Source organism: Caenibius sp. WL (assembly GCF_019803445.1).
Taxonomy (GTDB): domain Bacteria; phylum Pseudomonadota; class Alphaproteobacteria; order Sphingomonadales; family Sphingomonadaceae; genus Caenibius.
Map to the genome: position 1 here is coordinate 1,042,778 of NZ_CP081844.1, position 23,486 is coordinate 1,066,263.

The window sequence follows — 23,486 nt, forward strand, 5'->3', positions numbered from 1 at the left end:
CATGGCCATCACGCGGCGCGGATTGTTGATCGGCGGCGCGCTGGGCGGCGGGCTTCTTGTTGCCTGGGGGCTGGGAAACAACCCAGAGCCTGCTCCGCTGGCGCCGGGCAAGGGCGAATATGCCTTCGATGCCTGGCTCAGGATCGCGCGCGATGGCGTGGTAACGGTTGCCGTGCCGCAACTGGAAATGGGGCAGGGGATCACCACTCTGCTGCCGCAGATCGTGGCCGTGGAACTGGGGGCGGACTGGCGGATGATCGCGGTCGAACCCGCCCCGCCCGGTGCGGCTTATCCCAATGTGCCGCTGGCCGCGCGCTGGGCGCCGCTGTGGATGCCGCTGGGCGCGGGGCTGGCGGACAGTCCGGATAGCTGGCTGGCGCGCCGTTTCGCGCAGAGCAGCCATTTCAATACCACTGCCGAAGGGATGTCATTGGCCGCCTACGAGGCCCCGGCACGGGCGGCCGCGGCCTGTGCCCGGGCGATGTTGGCGATGGCCGCGGCGGCGCGGTGGGATGTGCCATGGGATGCATGCGACGTATCGGGCGGAACGGTGCGCCATGGGGGCAAATCTCTCCGTTTCGGCGAACTGGCGGAAGCGGCAGCGGGCTTTGCCCCACCCGACCCGCCGCCGCTGCGCAATGCGCCGGCGGAGGAAGAACCGGTCGATCCAGTGCGCGCCGCGCCGCGCCCATTCCCCCGGCTGGACCTGCCTGCGAAAGTCGACGGCAGCTTCGTCTTCGCGGGCGATGTCCGCCTGCCCGATATGGTCTATGCGGCGATCCGCCATGGCCCTCTACCCGAGGCGGAACTGAGTGAATTCGATGCGCAGGCCGCGGCCGGTACACCCGGCCTGATCCGCACCGTGCGCGGGCAAGGCTGGCTGGCGGCGGTAGGGGCGAACTGGTGGGCGGCAGAGCAGGCGCTGGCGGCGCTCGATCCCCATTTCTGCGTGAAGCGGCCGTTCGGTAGCGAGGCGATCGACGATGCGCTCGATCGCGGGGTGCGGCAGGAGCAGGGGGAACGCATCGTCGAACAGGGCGATGGCGATGTCGGGCTCGACAAGCCAAGTCTGGCGCTGCGCTACGATGTCGCGCCTGTCACCCACGCCACGCTGGAAACCGCCAGCGCCACGGCGCGGCTGCGCGATGGCAGGCTGGAATTGTGGATTGCTAGCCAGGCGCCGCAGCAAGCCCGCCGCGCGGCGGCGCGGGCGCTGGGCATGGCGGAACGCGACGTGGTGATCTATCCGATGCCCGCCGGGGGCAGTTTCGACCGGCGGCTGGAAAACGATCAAGCCGTCGAAGCGGCCCTGATCGCAAGGGCGGTGGACCGGCCGGTGCAGCTGGTCTGGTCGCGCTGGCAGGAATTCCTTGCCGGGCGGCCGCGTACCCCTGTGGCCGCCGTGCTGGCCGCTCGCACCGATGCCAGCGGCGCCATCGCCACCTTTCGGGCCCGGCTGGCGTTGCCCGCCACGGCGCGGGAATTCGGCCATCGGATGTTCGACGATGCCACCAGCACGGTGGCGATCGCCGATGCGGCGGGCAAAGCCGATCCGCTGGCGGTGGAAGGGGCCGCGCCGACTTATGCCATTCCCAATATCGCGGTGGACCATGTGCCGGTGGCATTGCCGCTGGCCACCGGGCGGATGCGCGGCAATGCCCATGGCTACACCGCGTTTTTCGTCGAAAGCTTCATCGATGAACTGGCGCGCCGGCATAAGCGTGAACCGCTGTCCTATCGCATCGCCATGCTGGAAAACGATTTGCGCCTTGCCGCTTGCCTGCAAAGGGTGGCCCAATTGGCGCAGTGGGATGGGGGCAACGACCAGAGCGGACAGGGCCTTGCCTGCCATCGGATCGGTGACGGCTGCATCGCTGTGATCGCTACCGCATCGCGCGGGGAAGGCGGTGTGCGGGTGGACCGGTTGACGGCGGTTGCCGACATCGGGCGGATCGTCAATCTCGATATCGCGCGTCAGCAGATCGAAGGCGGGCTGATTTTCGGGATCGGTTGCGCATTGGGTTCGGCGCTGTTCTATGGGCAGGGGATACCCCACACCGCGCGTCTGGCCGGGCTCGATCTGCCGCTCCTGGCCGATTGCCCGCAGATTACGGTCGATTTCCTGGCAAGCGATGCCGATCCTTTCGATCCGGGCGAACTGGGCATGGTGGCCGTGGCCCCGGCCATCGCCAATGCGCTCTATTCCGCCACCGGCTTGCGGTTCCGCCGCCTGCCGCTGCTGTCGGACGGATTGTGACCATGGCGGCGGGCGATCAGAACAAGGGGGCGAGCGGGATTGGCGTGCTGCTGGTCAATCTGGGCACGCCCGATGCGCCGACTCCGGCGGCGGTGCGCCGCTATCTGGCGGAATTCCTGTCCGATCCGCGCGTGGTGGAAATTCCCCGGCTTATCTGGTGGCCGATCCTGCACGGGATCATTCTCAACACCCGGCCAAGGAAATCGGCCCATGCCTATCGGCAGGTGTGGACCGAACAGGGTTCCCCCCTGGCCGCCATCACCGCGGCGCAGACAAAGGCCCTGCAACATCGGCTGGGCGATGGGGTGCGGGTGGACTGGGCGATGCGCTATGGTAGCCCGTCCATCGCCAGCCGGATTGTGGCAATGAAAGCGGCGGGGTGCGAACGGATCGTGCTGGCCCCGCTCTATCCCCAATACTGCGGCGCGACGACGGCCACGGTGGTGGATGCGGCGGGGGCCGCGCTCCAGGCAATGCGTTGGCAGCCTGCCCTGCGCACGATGCCTGCGTACCATGACGATCCGGCCTATATCGCGGCGCTGGCGCAGGATATCGGCGCACAACTCGATCACCTCGATTTTCTGCCCGAGGTGCTCCTGTTGAGTTTCCACGGCATGCCGGAACGAACCCGGGTGCTGGGCGATCCCTACTTCGATCAATGTCACCGTACGGCGCACCTGTTGAAAACGGCGCTGGCACGGCCGGATCTGCGGATCGAAACCACATTCCAGTCGCGGTTCGGCCGTGCCAGATGGCTGGAACCGGCCACCGATGTGGTCCTGATAGCGGAAGCGCGCCAGGGCACGCGGCGGATTGCCGTGGCCGCCCCCGGCTTTGCCGCTGATTGCCTCGAAACATTGGAGGAATTGGCGATCCGGGGGCGGGAACAATTCAGCGAGGCCGGAGGCGAACGGTTCGCCGCGCTGACCTGCCTCAACGCGGGCGATGCGGGGATGGCCATGCTGGAAATGCTGGTGCGCCGCGAATTGGCGGGCTGGGTCTGAAGCGGCCCGGCGGATCAACGCGCGCCGGTGAACATGGCATGGATATAGGCCATGGCCAGGATAAGCAGAAACAGCACCAGCAGCACGATCACGAACAGCACCGCCAGCGGCAGATAGGTGCCGGCGCCATTCTCGTAAGCTGCAACCAGCAGTAGAAATCCTGCGATCAATCCGATGATGCCCACCAGCGGGGCGATCCATACCAGCCCGGCCGCCGACAGCAGCATTCCCAGAGCGAACCGCTTAAGGCGAAAGGACGGACCGGATATGGCGTTGCCTCAGAAATCGATGGCGATTCCGTCCTTCACCCAGTCGCCATAGCGGGTGGGGGAAAGGCCATCGGGGTCTTTCTCGCCCTTTTCGTTGGGTTCGGGCTTGGGCGCGGGCGCATTGTTCCAATAGGCCGGTTTGGTGAAGCCTTCGGGACGTTGGGTGGCACGCTTGGTCATGCCGCTATTGTGAGCCGTACGCCGCACGATTGCAATTGCCGGTTTGCGCAGGGTGCGGCGGGGTGGGAAAAAGCCGTTACCACTTGCTCCGAAATCGCTCCAATTCCTTGTTGCCGCATCGTTTGATGCGGAAACCGGTTCCCACTTTTCTGCGCGATGCTCTAAGGCCGGGCGATGAACGATATTCCCGGACTTCCCGCCCGCCGTGCCGCGCTCAAGATGGGCGATGCCGTGCTGCGCCGGGGCGAAACGCTGGATCAGGGGGCTGGGGCGGCGATGCAGCACCTGCGCGCGCCCGCGGATCGTGCGTTGGCCCGTGCGATTGCGGCGGAAGTGCTGCGCTGGTTGCCCGATCTCGATGCGCTGATCGATTCTGCCACACGCCAGATTCTGCCCGAAGACGCCAAGCCGCGTGCGGTGCTGCGGCTAATGCTGGCGCAATGGCTGCGGCTGGAAACACCGCCCCATGCGGTCATCGCCACGGCTTTGCCACTGCTCACCGGCGGCCCCCGCAGGCTGGCACACGGGGTGTTTTCCGCACTGGTCAAGCGCAAGGCGGCATTGCCCGCCGTGCCTACTCTGCCTGCCGGGGTGCTGGGCCGCTGGGGCGAACGGGCCGTGGCGATTGCTGCCGGGCTGGCCTTGCCGCCGCCGCTCGACCTTACGTTGCGCGATCCTGCCGCGACGGCGCAATGGGCGGAAAAGCTGGGCGGCCTGTCGCTGATGCCCGGTCATGTCCGGCTGCCGCGCGGCACGGCGGTGGAAGATCTGCCCGGCTTCGCCGAAGGGGCATGGTGGGTGCAGGATCTCGCTGCCAGCCTGCCCGCGCGACTGCTTGGTGCCGGGGAAGGGCGTAGAGTGCTTGATCTGTGCGCGGCGCCGGGGGGCAAGACGTTGCAACTCGCGGCCTCTGGCTGGGCGGTCACCGCGCTCGACCTTAGCGCCAAGCGGCTGGCGCGGCTGCAGGAGAACTGCGCCCGCACCGGCCTGCCGGCGGATGTGGTGGCCGCCGATGCCCTGGAGTGGGAGGCAGAGGCGCCGTTCGATGCGATCCTGCTCGATGCGCCGTGCACGGCCACCGGCACCTGCCGCCGTCATCCGGATGTGCTGCACCGGATCGGGCCGCGACAGATTGCGGAAATGGCGGATTTGCAAGCCACTCTGCTGGCGCGCGCGGCCGCGTGGCTCAAGCCGGGCGGGCAACTGGTCTATGCGGTCTGTTCGCTGGAACCGGAAGAAGGCGAAGCACAGGCCGCGCGCGTCCCGCTTCGCCCGGTGCCGATTCTGGCAGAGGATCTACCCGCCGGTGTCGTGCCCAACGCGGCGGGGCAATTGCGCACCGACCCGGCCATGCTGGCTGCATCAGGCGGGATGGACGGGTTTTTCGTCGGGCGCTGGATCAAGGATTGAGCACGGCGAGGAAGCGGCTGCTCTCTTGCTTCAGTCCTGCCGGACCTTGTTCTGGAAACTCTTGCGCAATTTCATCAATTTGGGCGGGATCGTGGCGAGGCAATAAGGATTGCGCTGGCCTTCGCCCTCCCAATATTCCTGATGATACTCTTCCGCCGGATACCACGGGGCCGGGCCTTCGATAGTGGTGACGACCCGTCCGCCATGGTCGGCGTTGGCCCGCGCGATGGCCGCTTCGGCCTCGGCGCGTTGCGCATCGTCGAGCGGGAAAATGGCTGAACGGTACTGGGTGCCGACATCGTTGCCCTGGCGATTGAGCTGCGTCGGATCGTGCGTGCCGAGGAACACGTCGAGAATCTCGGCATAGGAAATCACGGCCGGATCGAATTCCACCTTGATTGCTTCGGCATGGCCGGTCTGGCCGGAACAGACCGCGCGATACGTGGGATCGGGGACAGAGCCGCCGATATAGCCGCTTTCGACGCCGCTTACCCCAATAACATCGCGAAACACCGCTTCCGTGCACCAGAAGCATCCGCCCGCCACAATTGCCGTTTCCATGCCGTTCATCCGTGGTTTGCCAATCGCCGCATCCGCAGCCCGCCCTAGATAGGCATCCGCCTTGCGCTTGTCATGCTCTCTTGCCACTCTCATACTCATGCGCACTTGCCGGGAGAATGGAAAATGCGCCGTGTTCTTGTGATGATTGCCGCGATTTTCGGCCTTTCCGGCCCGACATGGGCCGCGGAGGAAGCCGCCGATCCGGCCGCTGCGGATGCCTCCGTCTGCTCAGCCTGCGAAGCGGCGCTCGAACTGGCCTTGGCCAATCCCCGCCGCGCGGAAGACAGGCAGCGCGATGCCTATCGCCATCCGGCGCAGACGCTGGCGTTCTTCCGCGTCAGGCCAGGCATGACCGTGGTCGACTATGCCCCCTCCGGCGGGTGGTACACACGTATCCTCGTGCCCTATCTCGGCACCGATGGCCGCTATATCGGGCTCAATCCCGATGTCCGGCAGGGCGACGAACAGCAGAAGCGCTATTTCGCCGGGCTTGGGGAAACGTTCCCGGCAAAGGCTGCCGAATGGACCGGTGTTTCGGCCAGCACTATCGGGGCCTACAATTCGGACGATCTGCCCGCCGCGCTCTATGGCACAGTGGACCGGGTGGTGGTTTTCCGGATGATGCACAACCTGCTGCGCATGGGCATGCTCGACCGTGAGCTTGATGTGATTCACCGTCTTCTCAAGGATGACGGGCTTCTGGGGATCGAGCAGCATCGTTCCAGGGCGGATGCACCCGCGGCCTATGTCGATGGCAGCAAGGGCTATTTGCGGCAGGCCGATGTGGTCCGTCTGCTCGAAGCGCACGGCTTCACGCTCGTCGGCACGAGCGAGATCAACGCCAATCCCGCCGACAGCGCCGACCATCCGGAAGGTGTGTGGGAACTGCCGCCTACCTTGCGGACGAAGCGGGAAGAATTGAAAGCCGTGGGCGAAAGCGACCGGATGACTCTTCTGTTCCGCAAACGGACCTGATAGAGCGCCGCCCATGCCCGAAATCACCGTTGCCGCATTGCAGCTCGCCCTTGGCTCGGACGATGAACAGACGAATATCGCTGCCGTCTCCGCGCTGGTGGAGGAAGCGGTCGGGAAAGGTGCGCAGATCATTCTCCCGCCGGAGCTGTTTTCCGGCCCCTATTTCTGCAAGGTGGAGGATGAAGCGCTGTTCGCGCTGGCCCGCCCGACGGTGGAGCATCCCTCCGTCGTCGCGATGCAGGCCTTGGCCGCGAAATTCGGCGTGGCGATTCCGACCAGCTTTTTCGAGCGGGATGGGCATCACTACTACAACACGCTGGCGATGATCGGGCCCGATGGGGCGATCATGGGCACCTATCGCAAGAGCCATATTCCCGATGGCCCGGGGTATGAGGAAAAGTACTATTTCCGCCCCGGCAACGACGGATTTAAGGTGTGGGACGTGTTCGGGACGCGGATCGGGGTCGGCATCTGCTGGGACCAGTGGTATCCCGAATGCGCCCGCGTAATGGCGCTGATGGGGGCGGAACTTCTGTTCTATCCCACCGCTATCGGTTCCGAACCCTACGATGCGGATCTCGACACCAGCCGCATGTGGCGCCGCGCCATGCTGGGCCATGCGGTGTCGAACTGCATGCCGGTGATTGCGGCCAACCGCATTGGCAGCGAGCAGGGCCAGCGGTTCTACGGTCACAGTTTCATCGCCGATGAATGGGGCGATTTCGTCTGCGATTACGGGGCTGAGGAAACCGGTGTGCTGATCGCGACGATCGACCTCGCGCGCGCCGCAACGCACCGGGCGGGCATGGGGTTCTTCCGTGACCGGCGACCGCAGCTTTATGGGCGGATCGCGCAGGATATCTGATCGCTTGGGCGCGCAGACCTATCTCGTCGCGCTGGGTTCCAACATGCGGCATCCGCGCCATGGGCCGCCGCGCCGGGTGCTGAAAGCGGCGATGGCCGCGCTCCACGGCAATGGCCTGGATTGCGCAGCGGCATCGCCCATTATTGAAACCGCGCCGATCGGCCCATCGCAGCGCCGATTCGCCAACGCGGCCTGCCTCGTCCGCACCGATCTCGTGCCAGAAGCCATGCTTGAACGGCTGCATGCGATTGAAAGCGCTTTCGGCCGCCGCCGCATGGGAATACGCTGGCGGGCGCGGGTGCTCGATCTCGATATCATCCTGTGGAGCGGCGGTTTCCACGCGGGGCCAGGGCTGACCATCCCCCATATCGCCTTTCGCGAACGGGCTTTCGTGCTGGCCCCGGCCCGCCGCATTGCCGGGACCTGGCGCGATCCAATCGGTGGATTGACGGTGCAACAGCTTTTTGCCCGCTTGACCAAGCCCCATCCGCTCCGTAGGGGCAGCAACGTGGTGGGGCCCTTAGCTCAGTCGGTAGAGCAACTGACTTTTAATCAGTAGGTCGCTGGTTCGAACCCAGCAGGGCTCACCACGCAAATAACTGAATTTGCAGGATTTTTAATCTTGCATAGAACGGTGAAGTTCTCCCCGAGTTTCCGGGACTTTGCGCAAGCTATCATCGCAAGGTGCAGGACAAGAGACATTTTGCCCTCGTGGGACACTCGAATTTGGGGGCACGTGTCTCCCTAGTCGAAAACGTGACCTATTTTTGGTGACGGGATGGAGGGCGCCTTCAGAGCTAATCCGGTCCACCATATCTGATAGCAATCGTATGGCATTCCCGCTGCTTTGTGGGTCACTCCGGGGCGGCAGGTTTCACTTCGCGATGGCCCGCGCTATGTCCAGACCGTAGCGGTTTAGCAGTGCTTTTCGGTGTTCTTGTTGAGGTATGGTTATCTCTGGCCTAAAGCCCCACATTTTATCGCGTAAATTCCGTGCCTTAAAGACAACCATCTAGCGCAGGTCAAAAGTTCGCATTCAGTAGTGCTCACCACTCAGTCCGCCGATATCCGCGGATAATGCGGCCTCTGCGGCGAACCTCCCAAATCCCCCGCATTTCCCGCAGTTTTGTGCCACGCCTGAGCATAAATCGTGGCCCAGAGACACTTTGGCACCTGCCTGAACCGGAAAACGGCGGCATTTTCTCTGCCACCGTTTTCGTGTCTTAAAAGTGTGATGGGATTTATGTTGCCGGGAAGCCCAGCATGGCGCGTTGCTTGGTCCAGCAAAGCGGAAGCGACCCAATACGCGAGAGATAGCGTCTAGTGATCTGCCGGGGGTGCTTCCCGTCCATGATGGCTCGAACAATGTCCGGTGCAAGATAAGCGAGTCGAGCCGTCCGCTCGATGTGCCGCAAGCGTGTGGTTGGCATGGCGATCACATCTTCGTGCGTCATCGCCAGAAGTTGGTCGCGTGCTGCAAAGCTCCTTGCAATGAGCTCCATCAGACTAGTGTCTCTTGGTGTGATAGTACCTTGGGGAGGATCGAGCCGCAGCCGCGTCTCATGCCCCCAAGTGGCCGAACTGGTCCTGATGGATAGCGTTACCATTTGATTGGGCTCGGACTTGGTATCGAGATTGAACTGCTTCAGCAGATTGGTGATGTTCAGAACGATAGATATCTCGCCCTTGCTGACGGTAACCATCAAATCGAGCTTTTGCAGCAGCCCACGAAATTCCGCGGTGCTCATGGCCTCAATGCTGTGGGCCAAAGCGGAGCAAGACGTGATGAATTTGACCTGCTGCGATGCTGGGAGATGGTGTCCCAGTTCTCTGATGCGGGGAAGGTCGATCAACAAGGAGCGTAGTTCTGTTTTGACTGCATCGTCCAGATTTACTGCTGGCAATCTGAAGGCTGGTTCGGATGAACCATCACCCTTGTGTGAAGCGTAATAGCTGTAGCGCTTTCCCTGCTTGAGCGTGTGCGTCGGAGACATCGGACGACCTTGCTCATCCTGTATCATGCCTGCAAGGAGACTGATGCAACGCCGGGCATATTGTGGATTGCGCGGGTTGGTCCGTTCGGCAAGCCTTGCCTGCACGGCATCGAACAGCTCGCGATCGACTATCGCTTCATGCTCTCCGGCATAAATCTTCCCATGATGAACGATCTCGCCAACATAAACGCGATTGGCCAGCAAGTGATACACTGCACCGCGGCTGAATGGAACACCACCTCTGGTCCCGCCGTTGCGTTTGAGAACTCTCTTGCTGACCACACCATCACGCCTCAGTTCGACGAGTAGCTCGCGTACGCTGCTGCTTGCCAAGTAGCGGCCCATGATATGCCGAACAGTGGCTGCTTCGTCGGGAACGATGACCAACTTCTTGTCGATGGCGGTATAACCAAGAGGAAGGGAGCCTCCCATCCACATCCCTCTGGCCTTGGAAGCGGCGACCTTGTCGCGAATGCGTTCTGCAATTACCTCGCGTTCGAACTGGGCAAAGGAAAGCAGAACATTGAGCGTCAAACGCCCCATCGAATTGGTGGTGTTGAAGGCCTGCGTCACACTCACAAAGGAGGCGCCCGATGCATCGAGCACCTCAACGATCTTGGCAAAGTCGGCAAGACTGCGGGTGAGACGATCGACCTTGTAGACGACGATCACATCGATTTTGCCATTGCGCACATCGGCCAGCAACTGCTGTAGTCCAGGTCGGTCCATATTGCTGCCGGTATAGCCGCCATCATCATATAGGTCTGGCAATAGCATCCAGCCTTCATGACGCTGTGACAGCACATAGGCTGCACACGCTTCCCGCTGGGCATCAAGGCTGTTGAAGGCCTGCTCCAAACCCTCTTCAGTCGATTTGCGGGTGTAGACTGCGCAACGACGCCTGGCGGGGCTACTGGCCATTGGCGCTCACCACGAGTTTGCCGAGGCGGGGACTCTTCAGGCCAAAGAAGCGCGGGCCTGACCATTGGGTGCCCGTGATGTACCGGGCAATCTCGCTCAGCGACGTGTAGAGGGCTCCCCGATATTCGAACCCATTCTCCAGCACCACGACCTGATGAACTTCGCCATGCCATGTGCGTGACAGCCAGGTTCCGGGTTTCAGGTCGGTTGCCGGTGTGCTTCCCTTTCCCGATCCCAGCGTTTTGATCCGCTTGATATCCGCCTTGCTCAACGCGCCCATGGCTTTGGTTTGCAATTCATGGGCGAGGGCCCGGGCCAACAGGCCCGAGCCGAATGCAGGAGGAGCAATAGTACCAATCCGGCGATGCCATTCGGCTTTACGCTCCCTTGCAGACATTCCCTCGATAGCAGCAATCTGATCTTCGAGGGCCATCATGCGGATTCCGCGACCTTGCCCGTAACCCGATAGATACGTGGACCATCTGTCGGCTTCTCGCTGGCCAGGATGTAGCCCTTCTTCTTCAGACCGGTGAGAGCCGCCCGTGTCGAGTGCGGCAGCCAGCCAGTAGCTTCCACCAGTTGGTCTAGGGTGGCGCCGTCCGGGCGCTGCAACAATTCCAGTGCCAGAGTGGATTTGCGCTGGGACTGCGATGTGGGTGTTGCCGGCGCTTCCGTTTTTACGACATCCACAGCGGGAGCTGACTTCGCAACTGTCGGATTTGGGTCGCGAACCATTCGGCGTGGACGCTTGGCAGTGTTCGTGGCTTTAATCTTTGGCTTGGCTGGCGTGGTCATCAGGTGGTTCTCCATTGCGGAGCAGTCCTGTGCTGCTCCCACCACCCACAGCCCTGCGGATTGTATCGGTCAGGGCAGCGGCTTGCTTGTCGGCCGCGATTCACTGAACACACCAATGCTTGCCGAGCACCGGAAGTCGAGCGGAATATGCAAATCCGGCAAAAAGCTGGTTCTGGACTTCACCGGCGTGTCACGGCTTCCTTGCTGCATATCAAAAGAAGAGAAAGCCTGCCCCCAACTCATCCGCCCTGATCACCGTTGCCGAGGATGCAACTGCAATGGCAACCGATGGGCAGTCGGCTGAAATCGATCCCTGCAAAGCTAGAGCCATGACGATTGATCTATGAGAGTTCGGGGAAAGGATCGAAATCCTTCTGCCGTGATCGAGGAACTAAACTAGGCAAGCATGAGTGAGTATGTTTGTGACAACTTGTAGGGACTATCCGGAATGGCAGCTTGCGGGGAACCTGCTTGGGGATAGCGGACGTTCCCGCTAGCGAGTTCGCGAGCACGGTTAGCTATTGCAGGCACTGGGAAATGTTGCCTAACTGCGCATGGACGAAAATAGCAGCTGGGGGGCTGGCAAGGTATGCAAAGTGTGAAGCCATCGCAAAAGAAGTCTGTGATCGCCATAAATCGCGAAGACTTTATGAAGCGTTGGTTCGCTATCGCGCTGAGTGTCGGATTTGCTACGGCTTTAGCCAACATGCCATGGCTCAAATACGGAGTGATCTTCGAACCGTCTCTCCCAGTCGATTGGGAGCAAATTGAGCAGCTTGCGCGGCTGTTCGTCGCCGCGTTTGCGACAGTGCTTAGCTGGGATGGGTACTTTAGATCTATTGAAAACAAGCCAATCGAAGATTCTGCAAGATTTTTTATCGATGTTTTCTTAGTTTTTCTTTACCTGTTTTTACTTCTCACTTCAAAATTTTCCTATTTCTGGCTATGGATACACGCAACTGCTTTCCTGTTTTATGTGGCATGGGATTTTTTCTCGATTAGGAAATATCGAGACGCATACATAAACCCCGGCGCTGCTGAGGATTTCGCCCCGAGCATCAAGGGCGTCTACGTCGGCAGTCTTGGAGATGATCCTCAAGTCTATCGGGGCCCAGCTGTGACGCTGATGTGGCCGATCTTCTTCTGGGTATTGCCGCTTTCCTATCACTTTGCTCTGACTGAACTGGAGCGAGCGAAGCCGATCACGACGTTCGTATACGCTTTTTGGGTATTATGCGGGCTGGTGGCGTATCGTCACGACAAGAACGTGAGATTGCCCTTTTGGTCGAGGTTTAAGGTGATATTTCTAAGCGTGTTAGGTGTTCTCGGCAGTGGCCTCATCCTCCGACTGATCGGCTAGGACATAACCTGATGAGGTTGGCACAATGTATCGCACGGGCTTGCCCGCGTCTCGAAAGAAGCGCGCTTCACGCGCTATTCCGCGGCTCTCGCGCCATCCGGGAATGGTGAGAATGATCATCTCGCTGCACACCCGCATGAATGCCTCATCGAAGTCGCACCAATAGTCTGACCCCATTGTTTCGCCCTCTTCTACCATCACGAGATCGATCGGGTGGGTCATAGTGATCGGGCTGTACACGAATTTGCCCCGATGAATCAGGTCAGCCGCTGCATGCGCTGACGCCTCAAATCGGGACAGGCGCACGTCCATGCTTGGATGAGAGTATGGGCAGGCGAGATATACGATTTCGGTCATAAGTCCTCATTATCTGTAACAATCCGCCGCATTAGTCTGAACGTTTCGTACGCGCCGATCCTATTGGCTGGCGCTGCCGTGCATCGGCGAGTGAACGTGGGGATGGTTTTGCGAGCGGAAGCGGCAACGCCGGATCGGTCTCGTCTAGCATGCCACGCAGATAGTTCTGCATCCAGATTGGCAACGTGGGCAGCCCGTCGCGTAGATCCTCGCGCAACGCCTGTCCACGTACAAGTTCGCGCAACCTGTTGGTCGCCTCCCGGGCTTGGCCGGCCTGAATCATGTCCTGCAGCCAGTGCAGTGCTTGGACAATGCGCATTGCAGGCCGGCCCGCCCAGAAGAGTTTGCTCGGAGCTGCCTGCTTGAAACGGATTGCCTGATTACCGAGATGGATCGATCGTAGGCGCGCGTCGGTAAGCACTACGACCTGGGACGGGGCGGCAGTCGTGAAACCGAGATCGTTCGCCGCCGTCGCCTCATCGATTAGCAGGCGTGCTTGATCGCGCCGACCCACCGCGTCGATGACCGCGCGGATGTCAGGCATGCCGATCCGGCCTGTCAGGCTGTCCTTCTGCGGCAGATAATATAGGCCGCGGTCAAGTCGTGCGATACTGTCATTTTTGGCTAAGCGCTGCAGCACCTTGTCGACGGCGGCGCGCACGCCAAGGTCGAGAAAGTCGATAGGCGTCCACACAACTGCTGGCGTCGCCGTCACCCGGTCTAAGATTTGCGCTTTGAGATCGGTGGTCGGCCCACGCATTTTTTTTGCACCTCGTTGTCCGAAAAATACGGTAAGTTTCGGACAAGAGCAATGCGCGCTTTATTTTGTCCGAAAAACGCTGTAAGTTTCGGACAAATGAGCCGGATAGGGAGGCTGAACGTGATCCGCTCCATTCATCCGTTCCCAGCGCGCATGGCACCCGAACTGGCCCTCGAGAAACTCCAGGACCTCAAGTTCAAAGGCTTAGTGCTCGACCCTATGGCGGGGTCGGGAACGGTTCTTCGCCAAGCAACTGACCTCGGCCATCGCGCCGTTGGCTTTGACATGGACCCGCTGGCCGTGCTGATGACACGCGTCTGGACCACTGCAGTGGACGAGAAGCTCGTTGAAAGCATGGCGGACCGAGTGACCAGGCGGATCGCGGCAATTCAGCCCGACGAGATCAAGTTGCCCTGGATGGACGACGATAACGAGACGTCCGACTTCGTAGACTTTTGGTTCGCCGAACCGCAGAAAGGCGACCTGCGCCGGATCGCCTTCGTCCTCGACGAGCTTGGCCACGAACTCGCCGATCCGGCGGAGCAGCTTGCCATTGATCTCTTGCGGATCTCGCTTAGCCGGCTGATCATCACTAAAGACAAAGGCGCTTCCCTGGCGCGTGATGTGTCGCACAGCCGGCCCCACAAAGTCGCCGAGCAAAACAACTTCGATGTGCAGTCGATGTTCGCGCGGTCGATCAAGGCCGTCCAGAAGCGCCTTAAGGATGCTCCGCCTGCCGGCGGCGCCGCTATCGAGCTTGGTGACGCGCGCACGCTTACTGCAGTCGAAGATCGCAGCATCGACGCGGTGATCACATCGCCGCCATATCTCAACGCCATCGATTACATGCGGGGGCACCGTCTGTCTCTGATCTGGCTCGGCCATCGCCTGGGCGACCTGCGTACCATCCGGTCAAGCAGCATTGGCGCCGAACGCGCGCCGGATGCCATCGACGAAGCGGCCATCCTGATGCAGATGCAGCAGGCGATGGGCACAATCGACCAGCTGCCCAACAAATTCCAGTTGATGATCAAACGCTATGTTCAGGACATCAAGCGAATGGTTAGCGAGGTCGCCCGCGTACTCAAGGCCGGCGCCCACGCAACCTTCGTCATGGGCAATTCCTGCCTTCGCGGGACCTTCATCCGCAATTCGGACGCGGTCGCTACAGCCGCGCGTAATGCCGGCCTGTCTCTGGTCAGCGAGACCGAACGTCCACTTCCACAGCGCAGCCGTTATCTGCCGATGACCAGCGACTCGCTTGGCAAGCGTATGCGCACCGAGACGATTCTGACCTTCGCGCAAGCCTGATCAGGTCACCGCTGTGTTTAGGTTTTGGATGAACTGCAGGCTGCCGCCATATTTGTAGAAGACGCGCGCGCGGTTCTCGTCGTTAAAGAAGATCTTCACATGATGCGCCGCCGTCGGGAATTTCTTCGCCTCGAGCTGGGGCTTACCCATGAAGCCTTTGTCGCGAGAGATAGCGGTATGATTGGCGCTATCGCCGTATCCGGCGATACTTGACGCTGTATGAACAGCGAGCGTTCCTCCGCCGCCAGCCATGACCGCCGCGATATAGTCGATTAGGAATTGAGGCAGCGCGTCATTGCCAAGCTTTGTGCGCAAAGTGTGGAGCGTAGCTATGTCGGTCTGAGCGCCCAGTACGATCTTATCGAGCTCGGCATCGAAATCGAAGATTCCGAATGACATCTCGCCCTTGTCGAGCACCACCGTCGCCTTATCGATGCTCGAATCCGACGCGACCGCCACCTTGCTGTCACCAATCCACACCGGTGAACCGAGGCTGCTTTTGACGGTTTGCAAGGCGAGGCGGTGAAACACAAAACACCGATGCCAATCGGCGTAGAGCTGCGTCGGGATGGTGAGTTCGAAATTTTTGAGATAGGCGCCGCGAGCGCCAAACATGCGCGCGCGCTGGATGTACGTGTCTTGCTGCAGCTTGTGCTTCACGTCGCGGGTGAAAAACATCGACAGCAGATTGGGAAAGGTCACGCCGCGCGAGACGATGTTGCCGCCGATGATGATCGTGAACGGCGAGCTGGGCTCGGTTGCACTGTCGCCAGCAGCCTTGCGATCACGCTCGCTGTTCAGCACCACCAGGCTCGCACGCGATGCATTCTCTACTACATAAGAGGTGAGCTGATCGGCATCGACTGCGGGATAAAGGTCCTGCGCGGCAGCATGGACGCGCGTGACGAGGTCGTCGAAGGCATCGCTATCGGTCTCGGTGAGCGCGTGCACTGCTTCCTCGATCGTGATCCGATCAATTTCGTGATCGAGCTTCCGCCCGCTGGTGTGGACCAGCATGGTAAAGTTCTCTTCCTTGTCGTTGACAACTGTATTCATATAAGCGGCGGTGACGAGAAAGCGGACCAGTGCGCCCCGCGCATCCTGCGGATTGCCGCCCTGCTGCAGATAGACGAGCCGATAGGGCGCCTTCTTGTCGAGCGGGAAGAACACATCCTGGCCGGTATATTTTGCGTGCGGTGGAAAGTTTACCCACTTCTCAGTGTCGTTCTGAAAAGTGTTGTTGAGGTCCAACCGGGCGGGCGTCGCAGTGACTCCGACGTACATCCCGCCATTGCCGATCAGTTGACCGACGAGATTGTTTATCGTGGTCTTAGTACCCTGGTTCACCTTCGCATTGGGAGTCGCATAATCAGCCTCGTCGTCAATCACGACCACCTTGCCCATATCCTTGATCCGCTCGATTAGCTTCTCAAGGTCGCGCGCATTCTTTTTGCAGAACACTACAAGCTCGGGCGGGTTTTGCGCCGGGGCGATCTGCAAAAGTTCGGACAGGTTTTTTGGCGCCGGTGCTAGCCCGGATGCCTTAAAACGCCGCAGGTTCTGCGACAGCAAATCAACGCTGTCGTTCATGAGGTGAACGATGATCTTATGCCCGGCGTCGAGCAGCTTGGCGGTCAGGCAGATCATCATCTCGGTCTTGCCGCTCTGCGGCTCCCCGTAGATCACTAGTGCGCCATTCGCCGCTGTGGTCAGGTTTTGGATCGCTCCCTCGACCGCCGCCTCGATGCTGCCGGTTGCGATGTCATAACCCTTCAGACGTTCCAGCTGTTTCTCGTAGCGATTGGCGAGCTTCGCCTTTGCCTTGTACTTGGCAAGATCCAACAAGTTCGACACCCCCGTCCCCTCGATGCGCTTCACCGCCGAAGATAGGACCTCAGGCGCAGAAATCGAGCATCAACTTTATCCAATTCGCCTAGTTCAATCCGATCGATAGATGTGGCCTTCCTCTGGGACGCCTCCGACGTGCGTGCCGCCGGTCAAGTCGACATGGACGCGTACAGGCGAATCGCTTGGGTCGCGCTTGTCGAACTTCACGGCCAGAGTCACCGAGCGCTGTCCGCTCAGAATCGCGTTAACAATGTCACCGAGAACGGTCGACTGCGCAGTGTTGCTGCCAATCCAGCCTTTCGATACGAGATAGATGAAGCCAGTATTGTCTAGATGACGTCCCGCATTATCGAAAGTCAGCTGCCGGCCCTGACGAGGCCCGAGCGTCGTGGGGTGTTGTTCCAAAATCCGCCAATAGTCGATCGGGAGATACATGCCGCGAATAAGCTCAGGCTTGTCAGGCTCGAACACAACGCGTGGACAGAATTTGAGAAAGAAAGGGTTCTCGCTGAGCCGGAAGCCGTGCGGCTCGGCGTTTCGCGCGATCGTGCCTAACAGCTTCAGCGCGGAGTCCATCCGCGCGATTTCCTTGGTGAGATCGTCCTTGGGAAAGCGGAATACCGCCCCGGAATGTTCCTGCTCCATCGCCTTGTACTGGACGCACACGAAGGAATGGAAGCTATGATTATAGTAGATGAGGTCGACCCCGAGCGTCTCCTCGAGCCGCTGGTGATTGGCGTGCAAGAGGATGAGCCGCGTGTCGTCATTTTCGAAGCGCACCGCGCCGAATTTGGTCTGGTCGAGGCGCTCGAATCCCGGAACGACCTGCATATCGTTCTGGATCATCGTGTCTTCGCGAAGCGGCACCGCATTGAGCCCATCTAGGAAAGAGGCTGTTCGAGCCCGCTCGGAGGGGTCCCAGGTGAGGCTGGCTTCGCGTTCGCCTTCGTCGAAGCCGGCCAACCTTAAGGCGGCGGCGACGGCTTCATGCTCGAGCGCCATCGTCTCGCGCTCGTTTGCCGACATCTCATCGATCATTCGTTCGCGGTAGGGTACCAAGCGCTCAATGGCGTCGCGAACCTCATCGAACGCGTTGACCAAGATGTCCTGAACAACCGACCACTGTTTGGCGGTAATAAGCCCGCCACCCTCGAACGCACTGCGTAGCCGATCACGCAGTGCGACGGGAAACAGGTTTAGAAGGTCCTCGGTGGTGATCGGCGCCTTCAGCGCCACCGTGCGCATCATGTTCAACCGGCGCCGACTGGTCGCCGAAGTTCGCCCACGCTTTGCTCGAGAAACGTGCGTGATGAAGCCAGGAGATAGTGACAGTAAGGTAATCAGTCGATCACGCGATAGCACGCTGAACGACGGGACGGATTCCGCAAACTCCATGTCGCCGTCGGCATAGGCAGCGAGTTCGTCCGCGCGAGACGACTCGGTGATGATCAAAACGTAGCCCGCAGTTTGGATCATATAGCGTTGGCATCCCCAATTCGAGACCACATACCATAGCGACGCCATCCCTTAGCGCTACCTCCGTCGTCGCTTCCCCGATCTTTCTCATATGCAGGCTCGCGGCCGCGCATTCAGCGCACCCTTCTTCTGATCGATCCCGCCCACACCTCCTGCTCACTACCCTAACTGCTGACCAATCCACATGGCCGAGCGTCCGCTTTCAGGGAAGCAGTGCGATCACTCGAACGGCGGCTATGTCGGCGAAGCCGGATAGGTAGAGCATCTCGTTTACACCGAGAGGGTGTACCAAACTCAAGGTGAGCAATCGGCAGGTTTTAGGCTTCGCAATCGAGCCGCGATGCAGCGGCTATGTCAGTGAGATCGGCTTGGTCTTGCGCTCAGTGAGTGGCTGCAGATCCCGATGAAATCCAGTAATTCGATCGACCTTCAATCACAAGGTCTTGCTCGACCCATGAGGTGGAGCGATGAGCGTTCACCATGAAACGAATCGACGTCAACAGGCTGCTGAAGCCTATGAGCTACATCGGAGGGGCAATATCGGAGTGGCGTCTGCTGCAGCAACTCGAAGGACACATCACTCCGGCAGTAATTCCGTTCGACACGCGGGTTGGATTTATGAAAAGCGTAGAGCTCCTGAAAGAGGCAGCTTCGGATCTATCGATGAGGACCTCGCTGGGCGTCATAGAGGCAGAATGGGACGATGCCTTAGCGCAGATCGCGGTCAACCGACCACTTTCGGCCCACGAGTTGCAGCGACTGGCGAGTTACGGCGAGAGAGTTTCAACCGTGTTCGCTACTGAAGCTTGCTCACTGGCATTGATGACGCTCGCGCCCGTGCATGCAGGCTATGCCGCGCCAGAGCGACCGCTATTTGGCGATCAGGTTGAGGAGGCATTCCCAACCGCATCTGCCGAAATAGCGGATGCGGGCCGATGCCGGGCAGCGGGTCTCTGGACGGCTTGCGTTACCCATCTCATGCGCGCGCTAGAGCCCGGGCTCGACGCACTCGCCGCCTGGGCTGGCGCTACGCCGGAACCTAACTGGAACGCCACTCTGAATCAGATTGAAGCACGCCTGCGAGAAATCCGCAAAGGCGTAGACGGGGACGAGGCGGAACGCTGGGCGTCAGAGGCAGCGCTTCAACTGCGCGCCGTTAAGAATGCTTGGCGCAATCACGCGATGCACGGCCGCGTCCGATACGGGGAGGACGATGCCGTAAGGGTATTCGATTCGACCAAGTACCTAATGCAGACTTTAGCTGGACGGCTCACTGAGTAACCATCACGCAGCTTGCTGAACAGACGTCGGCTTTCAGGGAATCTCTTTGGGATGTCAGATGTCTCCTTTGTCGGCGGGGGTCGTCATCGGCTTTGCGCCCTGCTGCCAGCCGTTCAAGATCGGCCGGGCCGTTCCCGAAGCTAAGGTCCGTTCGTGTAGAGGTTGGACGTAGGCGCTGGAAACAGAGCACCGTGCAGCCTACTGCGAGTTCTCTAAAAGGCGTTTAAGGCGGGTGTACGACTATGATGACTTTCGGCCGGCAGGCAAAGCTCGGCGGGTTCCTGATCACGAAGCGCGATGAGACGCTCAAGTCGCTAACGACGGGTCGGGATTATCTTGCTTCTGTGGGCACAGGGGGTCTCAAGCCGGATCAGGCGACATTTCATTTCCGCTCCTATGTCAGTGGCATCTATAGCCTGTTCGAAGGGTACCTGCTGGATCTCGCGTCGGAGATGCTGCTCTGTTTTCCCGACAAGCTTCGGGACAGCGAATATCGACTTAAAGATTTTGTCGCCGAGCCCGGTGATTTCCTAGAATCCACGGTCGAGAAGCAGACGGATGCCCTTGGATACAAGCGGTTCGACGTAATCGTAGAGAAGGTGATGGCCCTATTCCAGAGTAAGCCGTTCAGCAGTCCCGCAGTTGAGTTGGTGCAGGAGTTTAAAGCAACCCGCGATCTCTATGTACATAATCGCGGCGAGTGGAACGCCACTTACGCGGGCAAGGCCGGGCCTGCGGCACGGCGCGATCCGGGTCGCGGCAAGCCCATGCCACTCGACCGAGCCTACACCGAAGCGGGGACCGACGCTATGATAGCATTCGTTACCGACTTCCATGCTCAGGGACCACGTCAATATGAGCGCTTCACTAAGGCGCGGGCCCTCGAAGGGATGTGGACCGCGTCGGCTCTCTCCGCGATAATGCCCTTCTCAGATGCTTGGTCGGTAGAGTCCGGGTTGGACATTGCGCGGCCCACGCCTCGAGCAACCGATTGGGCTTGGTCCCATTCTGAGCGATGCCTTTACGACTTCTTCTTGAGAATATACTCAGACAGCTATCCTGGCGCATCGAATGACATGCATCTTGCAATTGAGCGGTGGCCTGTCAATTCCAATTCTGGTCAAGTCATTCTTAGTTGGTTGCGTGATCCTTTCTTCTTCTGAGAACGGATTTACTCCTCAAGTTAGGTTGAGAGCCACCGTGAGCAAATTCGTCCTGCCGATGTCCGACTTCAACCGCGTTCATCAGGTCATCCACGGCACCATCAAAGATGAGGGCAATCCGGGAAAGGCATGCACCCTCTTCGCCTGCATCGGAGCGTTGATCTTGAACAAGCATTACAAGATTCCGGCTCGAGCGGTGGCGGGGGGCTTCGCTATGTGCGTGGCGCCTGAGAAAAACATGTTCTTTGGACGTGACGGCGGCGGCACCGTCGAGTTCGATGAAGATGGATTCCACATGTGGGTGCAAACCGAAACGCACATCATCGATTTTATGTCACCATTGTATGAGGAGGCGTTCGAGGATGTGCAGCAGGAGATGGTCATCCCTCGACGCATGTTTCAGAAGCGTCTCGCCGATGAAGCGCTGAGCCTGGATGATCTCAACGAGGTAGGCGACTTCTACGCGATGCCCGATCCCGACCTCGGTGAGCGACTGATCGATAGCATTCTGAAAAGGCCGCTCAATACCGACATCATCCAGATTGCTGACACTTGGTTCGGGACGCGCCGCGGAAAGCAGAGGCCATCTCTGACTATTGGAAGCAATGACGGGCTTGTCCGCGAACTCCGACTACCGAATACGCTCGCTCGGGGCTCATGGTAACAACCGATGAATAATGCTCAGTCCTCTCCATCCGACCCGATGGTGGCGAGATGGCGCTGATCGGCAACATCGATCCGTCCTGGAAGGACATGTCGAAATTCGTGGTCCACTTCGCGAAGGCGACCCCTGCGAAATCGGCTTACAATAATGCGATCTCGATCCTGTACGAGCGGCGCATTATCGCGAAAAACATCTTCGGCGCCGGCCGGCACCTCGCGCCGGCGAGGAAGTCGGTATGCTTCAGCGAGGTGCCGCTTCACCACCTGAAGCGGCCTGCAGATGTTCGAGGGCAGCACGGCATCGGCTTCCGGAAGGAGTATGTCGTCGAACGTGGAGGTGGTCCTATCCTCTACGCCTACAAGGACACGATGCAGGCAAAGGCGGTCAACGCGATGGTGCATGAAGCGGTGAACAATCCAGGTTCGCCCATCTGGGACGTCGCGCCGTTCGTGGACTTGCCGGGCACCTACGGCAAGTCGACATACCTCTATGAATGGGAAAGGGAATGGCGTCACGTCGACGACCTCCACTTCGCCGAGACGGACCCCGCGTTCCTGATCATCCCGGAGGACCTCCATGAAGCGGCGAGAGATTTTTTCGCGTCCGCCAAGCTGGAAAATGTGGGGCCTAGCTACGCATGTCCTTTCGTCGATCCTTACTGGGGAGAGGACAGGATAGAAGCAGCCTTGCATCCTTAAAACTCGTCCGGAATCCCCTGTTCACACCGTTTGCGGGCCATGAATGTACGGCGGCTTTTGACGGGCTAATCCGAGGCAGGGAATGGCGGCTATGTCAGCGGGAGCAGCATCCGACCAAAAAAGCCGTCCCGAATGCGGGCGGCATTACGAAACCGCCCTTGGTTGGACCGGCAAGATTGACCCGAGCCTCCTAGCTTGGCAATACCGATGCGGGATGATGGTGTAATGGAAACACGCCCCTCGGGGAGTCTATCCGGGTTCGATTCCCGGTCATCAAAGGGCATTCACTGAGTGCCCTTTGATGACCGGGGATGAATTGAATGCCAGCGACGCCAGAAAATCTCTACAAAGCTCACGTGAAGAATCTGCGTGCGGTTGATACTGCGCTTGAGCGAATGTTGCGTGAGCTGAACGCTGCTCTCTCACGATGCGACGAGACCACCTCCGACGCATTGCTTAAAACAACAATGCTTCTGCTCGGAGCGTGGGCCGAAGATCGCTTAAGAAAGATGCTGTTCGAGCCCAATGGGTTCACCCCTGCCGAGCGGCAGCAAATAACAAGCGCAGGATCACAAATTGAAATTTGGAAGGCCGCTTTGGAACGAGGGTTCAGGAAGCGATATCAAATTCCGTTGGCCGATCTTTCACAGACACTCCCGCTTACTCCACGAGCCCGTTATGCAGCGCTCCTGAGCGTCATCGAAGATGATCTGAGGCCGATAATCGAGGTGCGAAATAAGCTTGCCCACGGGCAGTGGATAAGGCCGCTTAATTCCGAAAACGATGATTACTCACCGGTCCATATGCAGCAAATTAACGGAGAGAACGCTCATTCGGTGAAATGTAAGCATCGGCTTCTCGAGTATCTTTCGCAGATTATCCATGATTTGGCCGCCGGAGGCCAGGCATTTGAGCGGGACTTCGATGGGCATTATTCTAAATTGGAACACGCTAAGCGCGAAACCACCTCTCGCTCTTACCAAAAATGGCTCGCGGCGATGCGTGCCAAATACCAGCGAGGTCGGGCCCGGCGAACCGGGCAAGCGTGAGGCGACGTACTCGCGTCAGGAGGGCGCTTGGATGCTCATCGGCGCCCTTGTCATCCAAGCAGAACGTCTTAAATGTTGCCGGAGAGCGGCTGCACCGGAGATCGTGAACGAACGACCGCTTTCAGGGAATTCCGTACAACCGTGGAACGACGGCTATGTCGGCGGCTGCAGTCGTGCAGCAGGTGGCCCGTGGCTATGGCAGCTATCGAAGTGTTCGACCGCAAACCTGCCTGATCAGACACCGCCAACATTGCGGACGCAGGCGGCATCGGCATAATGCTTCATACC

24 protein-coding genes and 1 tRNA gene are annotated in these 23,486 nt (G+C 59.8%); 14 read left to right on the forward strand and 11 right to left on the reverse strand.

All coding sequences use genetic code 11. The annotated features are described in order from the left end of the window. Position 1: 1 nt before the first annotated feature. Together K5X80_RS04950 and hemH are read left to right on the forward strand one after the other, a co-directional pair. Complete coding sequence (locus tag K5X80_RS04950) at positions 2-2,257, forward strand: xanthine dehydrogenase family protein molybdopterin-binding subunit (protein ID WP_222559739.1); 2,256 nt, start codon at positions 2-4, stop codon at positions 2,255-2,257. Positions 2,258-2,259: 2 nt separating this feature from the next. Then, positions 2,260-3,261, forward strand: coding sequence for a ferrochelatase (hemH, locus tag K5X80_RS04955; RefSeq protein WP_222559740.1), 1,002 nt, complete (start codon positions 2,260-2,262; stop codon positions 3,259-3,261). Positions 3,262-3,275: 14 nt separating this feature from the next. On the opposite strand, the gene K5X80_RS04960 is transcribed toward hemH, so the two are convergent. Together K5X80_RS04960 and K5X80_RS04965 are read right to left on the reverse strand one after the other, a co-directional pair. Beyond that, positions 3,276-3,488: a hypothetical protein gene (locus tag K5X80_RS04960; RefSeq protein ID WP_222559741.1), complete on the reverse strand. Its 213-nt coding sequence runs from the start codon at positions 3,486-3,488 to the stop codon at positions 3,276-3,278. A 51-nt stretch (positions 3,489-3,539) separates the two neighbouring features. Further along, entirely contained in the window at positions 3,540-3,710 is a 171-nt protein-coding gene (locus tag K5X80_RS04965) for a DUF1674 domain-containing protein (RefSeq protein ID WP_222559742.1), read from the reverse strand. A 174-nt stretch (positions 3,711-3,884) separates the two neighbouring features. Here K5X80_RS04965 and K5X80_RS04970 point away from each other — a divergent pair, with 174 nt between their 5' ends. Then, positions 3,885-5,120, forward strand: a complete 1,236-nt coding sequence (locus K5X80_RS04970) for an RsmB/NOP family class I SAM-dependent RNA methyltransferase (RefSeq protein ID WP_222559743.1) — start codon at positions 3,885-3,887, stop codon at positions 5,118-5,120. A 30-nt stretch (positions 5,121-5,150) separates the two neighbouring features. Here K5X80_RS04970 and msrA read toward each other — a convergent pair whose 3' ends face one another. Next, on the reverse strand, positions 5,151-5,681 hold the full coding sequence (msrA, locus tag K5X80_RS04975; RefSeq protein ID WP_222560381.1) for a peptide-methionine (S)-S-oxide reductase MsrA: 531 nt from the start codon (positions 5,679-5,681) through the stop codon (positions 5,151-5,153). A 123-nt stretch (positions 5,682-5,804) separates the two neighbouring features. On the opposite strand from msrA, the gene K5X80_RS04980 reads away from it, so the two are divergent. The 4 genes from K5X80_RS04980 to K5X80_RS04995 all read left to right on the forward strand — a co-directional run bounded on the left by K5X80_RS04980 (position 5,805) and on the right by K5X80_RS04995 (position 8,111). Beyond that, positions 5,805-6,656 (forward strand): class I SAM-dependent methyltransferase, encoded by an 852-nt coding sequence (locus K5X80_RS04980; RefSeq protein ID WP_222559744.1) that lies wholly within the window; start codon positions 5,805-5,807, stop codon positions 6,654-6,656. Positions 6,657-6,669: 13 nt separating this feature from the next. Continuing rightward, positions 6,670-7,521: an N-carbamoylputrescine amidase gene (gene aguB, locus K5X80_RS04985; protein WP_222559745.1), complete on the forward strand. Its 852-nt coding sequence runs from the start codon at positions 6,670-6,672 to the stop codon at positions 7,519-7,521. 43 nt (positions 7,522-7,564) lie between these two features. Further along, positions 7,565-8,080 carry a 2-amino-4-hydroxy-6-hydroxymethyldihydropteridine diphosphokinase gene (gene folK, locus K5X80_RS17185; RefSeq protein ID WP_349306074.1) on the forward strand — a complete coding sequence of 172 codons (516 nt, stop codon included), beginning with the start codon at positions 7,565-7,567 and terminating at the stop codon, positions 8,078-8,080. Further along, positions 8,036-8,111: transfer RNA gene (locus K5X80_RS04995), tRNA-Lys, on the forward strand. Before folK ends, K5X80_RS04995 begins: the two co-directional genes overlap by 45 nt. 651 nt (positions 8,112-8,762) lie before the next feature. Here the strand turns inward: K5X80_RS04995 and K5X80_RS05000 are convergent. The 4 genes from K5X80_RS05000 to K5X80_RS05015 form a co-directional block, all read right to left on the reverse strand. Further along, positions 8,763-10,373 carry a recombinase family protein gene (locus K5X80_RS05000; protein ID WP_283249234.1) on the reverse strand — a complete coding sequence of 537 codons (1,611 nt, stop codon included), beginning with the start codon at positions 10,371-10,373 and terminating at the stop codon, positions 8,763-8,765. 52 nt (positions 10,374-10,425) lie between these two features. Then, complete coding sequence (locus tag K5X80_RS05005) at positions 10,426-10,872, reverse strand: DUF2924 domain-containing protein (RefSeq protein WP_222559747.1); 447 nt, start codon at positions 10,870-10,872, stop codon at positions 10,426-10,428. Beyond that, on the reverse strand, positions 10,869-11,231 hold the full coding sequence (locus K5X80_RS05010) for a DUF3489 domain-containing protein (RefSeq protein WP_222559748.1): 363 nt from the start codon (positions 11,229-11,231) through the stop codon (positions 10,869-10,871). The genes K5X80_RS05005 and K5X80_RS05010 overlap by 4 nt, the downstream gene beginning before the upstream one ends. Positions 11,232-11,300: 69 nt before the next feature. Further along, entirely contained in the window at positions 11,301-11,474 is a 174-nt protein-coding gene (locus K5X80_RS05015) for a hypothetical protein (protein WP_222559749.1), read from the reverse strand. Between the two features lie 346 nt (positions 11,475-11,820). Between K5X80_RS05015 and K5X80_RS05020 the strand changes: the two genes are divergently transcribed. Next, a complete protein-coding gene (locus K5X80_RS05020; RefSeq protein ID WP_222559750.1) occupies positions 11,821-12,591 on the forward strand; it encodes a hypothetical protein in 771 nt (256 codons plus the stop codon). On the opposite strand, the gene K5X80_RS05025 is transcribed toward K5X80_RS05020, so the two are convergent. Continuing rightward, positions 12,547-12,948 (reverse strand): DUF1937 family protein, encoded by a 402-nt coding sequence (locus K5X80_RS05025; RefSeq protein WP_222559751.1) that lies wholly within the window; start codon positions 12,946-12,948, stop codon positions 12,547-12,549. The two genes, K5X80_RS05020 and K5X80_RS05025, sit on opposite strands and share 45 nt — an antisense overlap. A gap of 31 nt (positions 12,949-12,979) precedes the next feature. Then, positions 12,980-13,708 (reverse strand): DUF6088 family protein, encoded by a 729-nt coding sequence (locus K5X80_RS05030; protein ID WP_222559752.1) that lies wholly within the window; start codon positions 13,706-13,708, stop codon positions 12,980-12,982. A 120-nt stretch (positions 13,709-13,828) separates the two neighbouring features. On the opposite strand from K5X80_RS05030, the gene K5X80_RS05035 reads away from it, so the two are divergent. Continuing rightward, positions 13,829-15,019, forward strand: coding sequence for a class I SAM-dependent methyltransferase (locus tag K5X80_RS05035; protein ID WP_222559753.1), 1,191 nt, complete (start codon positions 13,829-13,831; stop codon positions 15,017-15,019). On the opposite strand, the gene K5X80_RS05040 is transcribed toward K5X80_RS05035, so the two are convergent. Together K5X80_RS05040 and K5X80_RS05045 are read right to left on the reverse strand one after the other, a co-directional pair. Beyond that, positions 15,020-16,897, reverse strand: coding sequence for a Z1 domain-containing protein (locus K5X80_RS05040; RefSeq protein ID WP_261390640.1), 1,878 nt, complete (start codon positions 16,895-16,897; stop codon positions 15,020-15,022). A 60-nt stretch (positions 16,898-16,957) separates the two neighbouring features. After that, on the reverse strand, positions 16,958-18,343 hold the full coding sequence (locus tag K5X80_RS05045; RefSeq protein ID WP_222559754.1) for a hypothetical protein: 1,386 nt from the start codon (positions 18,341-18,343) through the stop codon (positions 16,958-16,960). A gap of 480 nt (positions 18,344-18,823) precedes the next feature. On the opposite strand from K5X80_RS05045, the gene K5X80_RS05050 reads away from it, so the two are divergent. The 5 genes from K5X80_RS05050 to K5X80_RS05070 all read left to right on the forward strand — a co-directional run bounded on the left by K5X80_RS05050 (position 18,824) and on the right by K5X80_RS05070 (position 23,198). Beyond that, positions 18,824-19,624, forward strand: coding sequence for a hypothetical protein (locus tag K5X80_RS05050; protein ID WP_222559755.1), 801 nt, complete (start codon positions 18,824-18,826; stop codon positions 19,622-19,624). Positions 19,625-19,866: 242 nt separating this feature from the next. Further along, positions 19,867-20,787, forward strand: coding sequence for a hypothetical protein (locus K5X80_RS05055; protein ID WP_222559756.1), 921 nt, complete (start codon positions 19,867-19,869; stop codon positions 20,785-20,787). 37 nt (positions 20,788-20,824) lie between these two features. Next, positions 20,825-21,451 carry a DUF2026 family protein gene (locus tag K5X80_RS05060; RefSeq protein ID WP_222559757.1) on the forward strand — a complete coding sequence of 209 codons (627 nt, stop codon included), beginning with the start codon at positions 20,825-20,827 and terminating at the stop codon, positions 21,449-21,451. Positions 21,452-21,501: 50 nt separating this feature from the next. Then, entirely contained in the window at positions 21,502-22,149 is a 648-nt protein-coding gene (locus tag K5X80_RS05065) for an abortive infection system antitoxin AbiGi family protein (RefSeq protein ID WP_222559758.1), read from the forward strand. 356 nt (positions 22,150-22,505) lie between these two features. Beyond that, positions 22,506-23,198, forward strand: a complete 693-nt coding sequence (locus tag K5X80_RS05070; protein WP_222559759.1) for a hypothetical protein — start codon at positions 22,506-22,508, stop codon at positions 23,196-23,198. The last annotated feature ends 288 nt before the right edge of the window (positions 23,199-23,486 follow it).

Coding starts and splice junctions, on each gene's coding strand:
- K5X80_RS05025 (WP_222559751.1), bottom strand. CDS start 12,948: ATGACCGAAATCGTATATCTCGCCTGCCCATACTCTCATCCAAGCATG.
- hemH (WP_222559740.1), top strand. CDS start 2,260: ATGGCGGCGGGCGATCAGAACAAGGGGGCGAGCGGGATTGGCGTGCTG.
- K5X80_RS04970 (WP_222559743.1), top strand. CDS start 3,885: ATGAACGATATTCCCGGACTTCCCGCCCGCCGTGCCGCGCTCAAGATG.
- K5X80_RS05015 (WP_222559749.1), bottom strand. CDS start 11,474: ATGAGTTGGGGGCAGGCTTTCTCTTCTTTTGATATGCAGCAAGGAAGC.
- K5X80_RS04965 (WP_222559742.1), bottom strand. CDS start 3,710: ATGACCAAGCGTGCCACCCAACGTCCCGAAGGCTTCACCAAACCGGCC.
- K5X80_RS05045 (WP_222559754.1), bottom strand. CDS start 18,343: ATGATCCAAACTGCGGGCTACGTTTTGATCATCACCGAGTCGTCTCGC.
- K5X80_RS05055 (WP_222559756.1), top strand. CDS start 19,867: ATGATGACTTTCGGCCGGCAGGCAAAGCTCGGCGGGTTCCTGATCACG.
- K5X80_RS04980 (WP_222559744.1), top strand. CDS start 5,805: ATGCGCCGTGTTCTTGTGATGATTGCCGCGATTTTCGGCCTTTCCGGC.
- K5X80_RS05050 (WP_222559755.1), top strand. CDS start 18,824: ATGAAACGAATCGACGTCAACAGGCTGCTGAAGCCTATGAGCTACATC.
- K5X80_RS04950 (WP_222559739.1), top strand. CDS start 2: ATGGCCATCACGCGGCGCGGATTGTTGATCGGCGGCGCGCTGGGCGGC.
- K5X80_RS05030 (WP_222559752.1), bottom strand. CDS start 13,708: ATGCGTGGGCCGACCACCGATCTCAAAGCGCAAATCTTAGACCGGGTG.
- K5X80_RS05005 (WP_222559747.1), bottom strand. CDS start 10,872: ATGATGGCCCTCGAAGATCAGATTGCTGCTATCGAGGGAATGTCTGCA.
- K5X80_RS05010 (WP_222559748.1), bottom strand. CDS start 11,231: ATGACCACGCCAGCCAAGCCAAAGATTAAAGCCACGAACACTGCCAAG.
- msrA (WP_222560381.1), bottom strand. CDS start 5,681: ATGGAAACGGCAATTGTGGCGGGCGGATGCTTCTGGTGCACGGAAGCG.
- K5X80_RS05020 (WP_222559750.1), top strand. CDS start 11,821: ATGCAAAGTGTGAAGCCATCGCAAAAGAAGTCTGTGATCGCCATAAAT.
- folK (WP_349306074.1), top strand. CDS start 7,565: ATGCGGCATCCGCGCCATGGGCCGCCGCGCCGGGTGCTGAAAGCGGCG.
- K5X80_RS04960 (WP_222559741.1), bottom strand. CDS start 3,488: ATGCTGCTGTCGGCGGCCGGGCTGGTATGGATCGCCCCGCTGGTGGGC.
- aguB (WP_222559745.1), top strand. CDS start 6,670: ATGCCCGAAATCACCGTTGCCGCATTGCAGCTCGCCCTTGGCTCGGAC.
- K5X80_RS05065 (WP_222559758.1), top strand. CDS start 21,502: ATGGCGCTGATCGGCAACATCGATCCGTCCTGGAAGGACATGTCGAAA.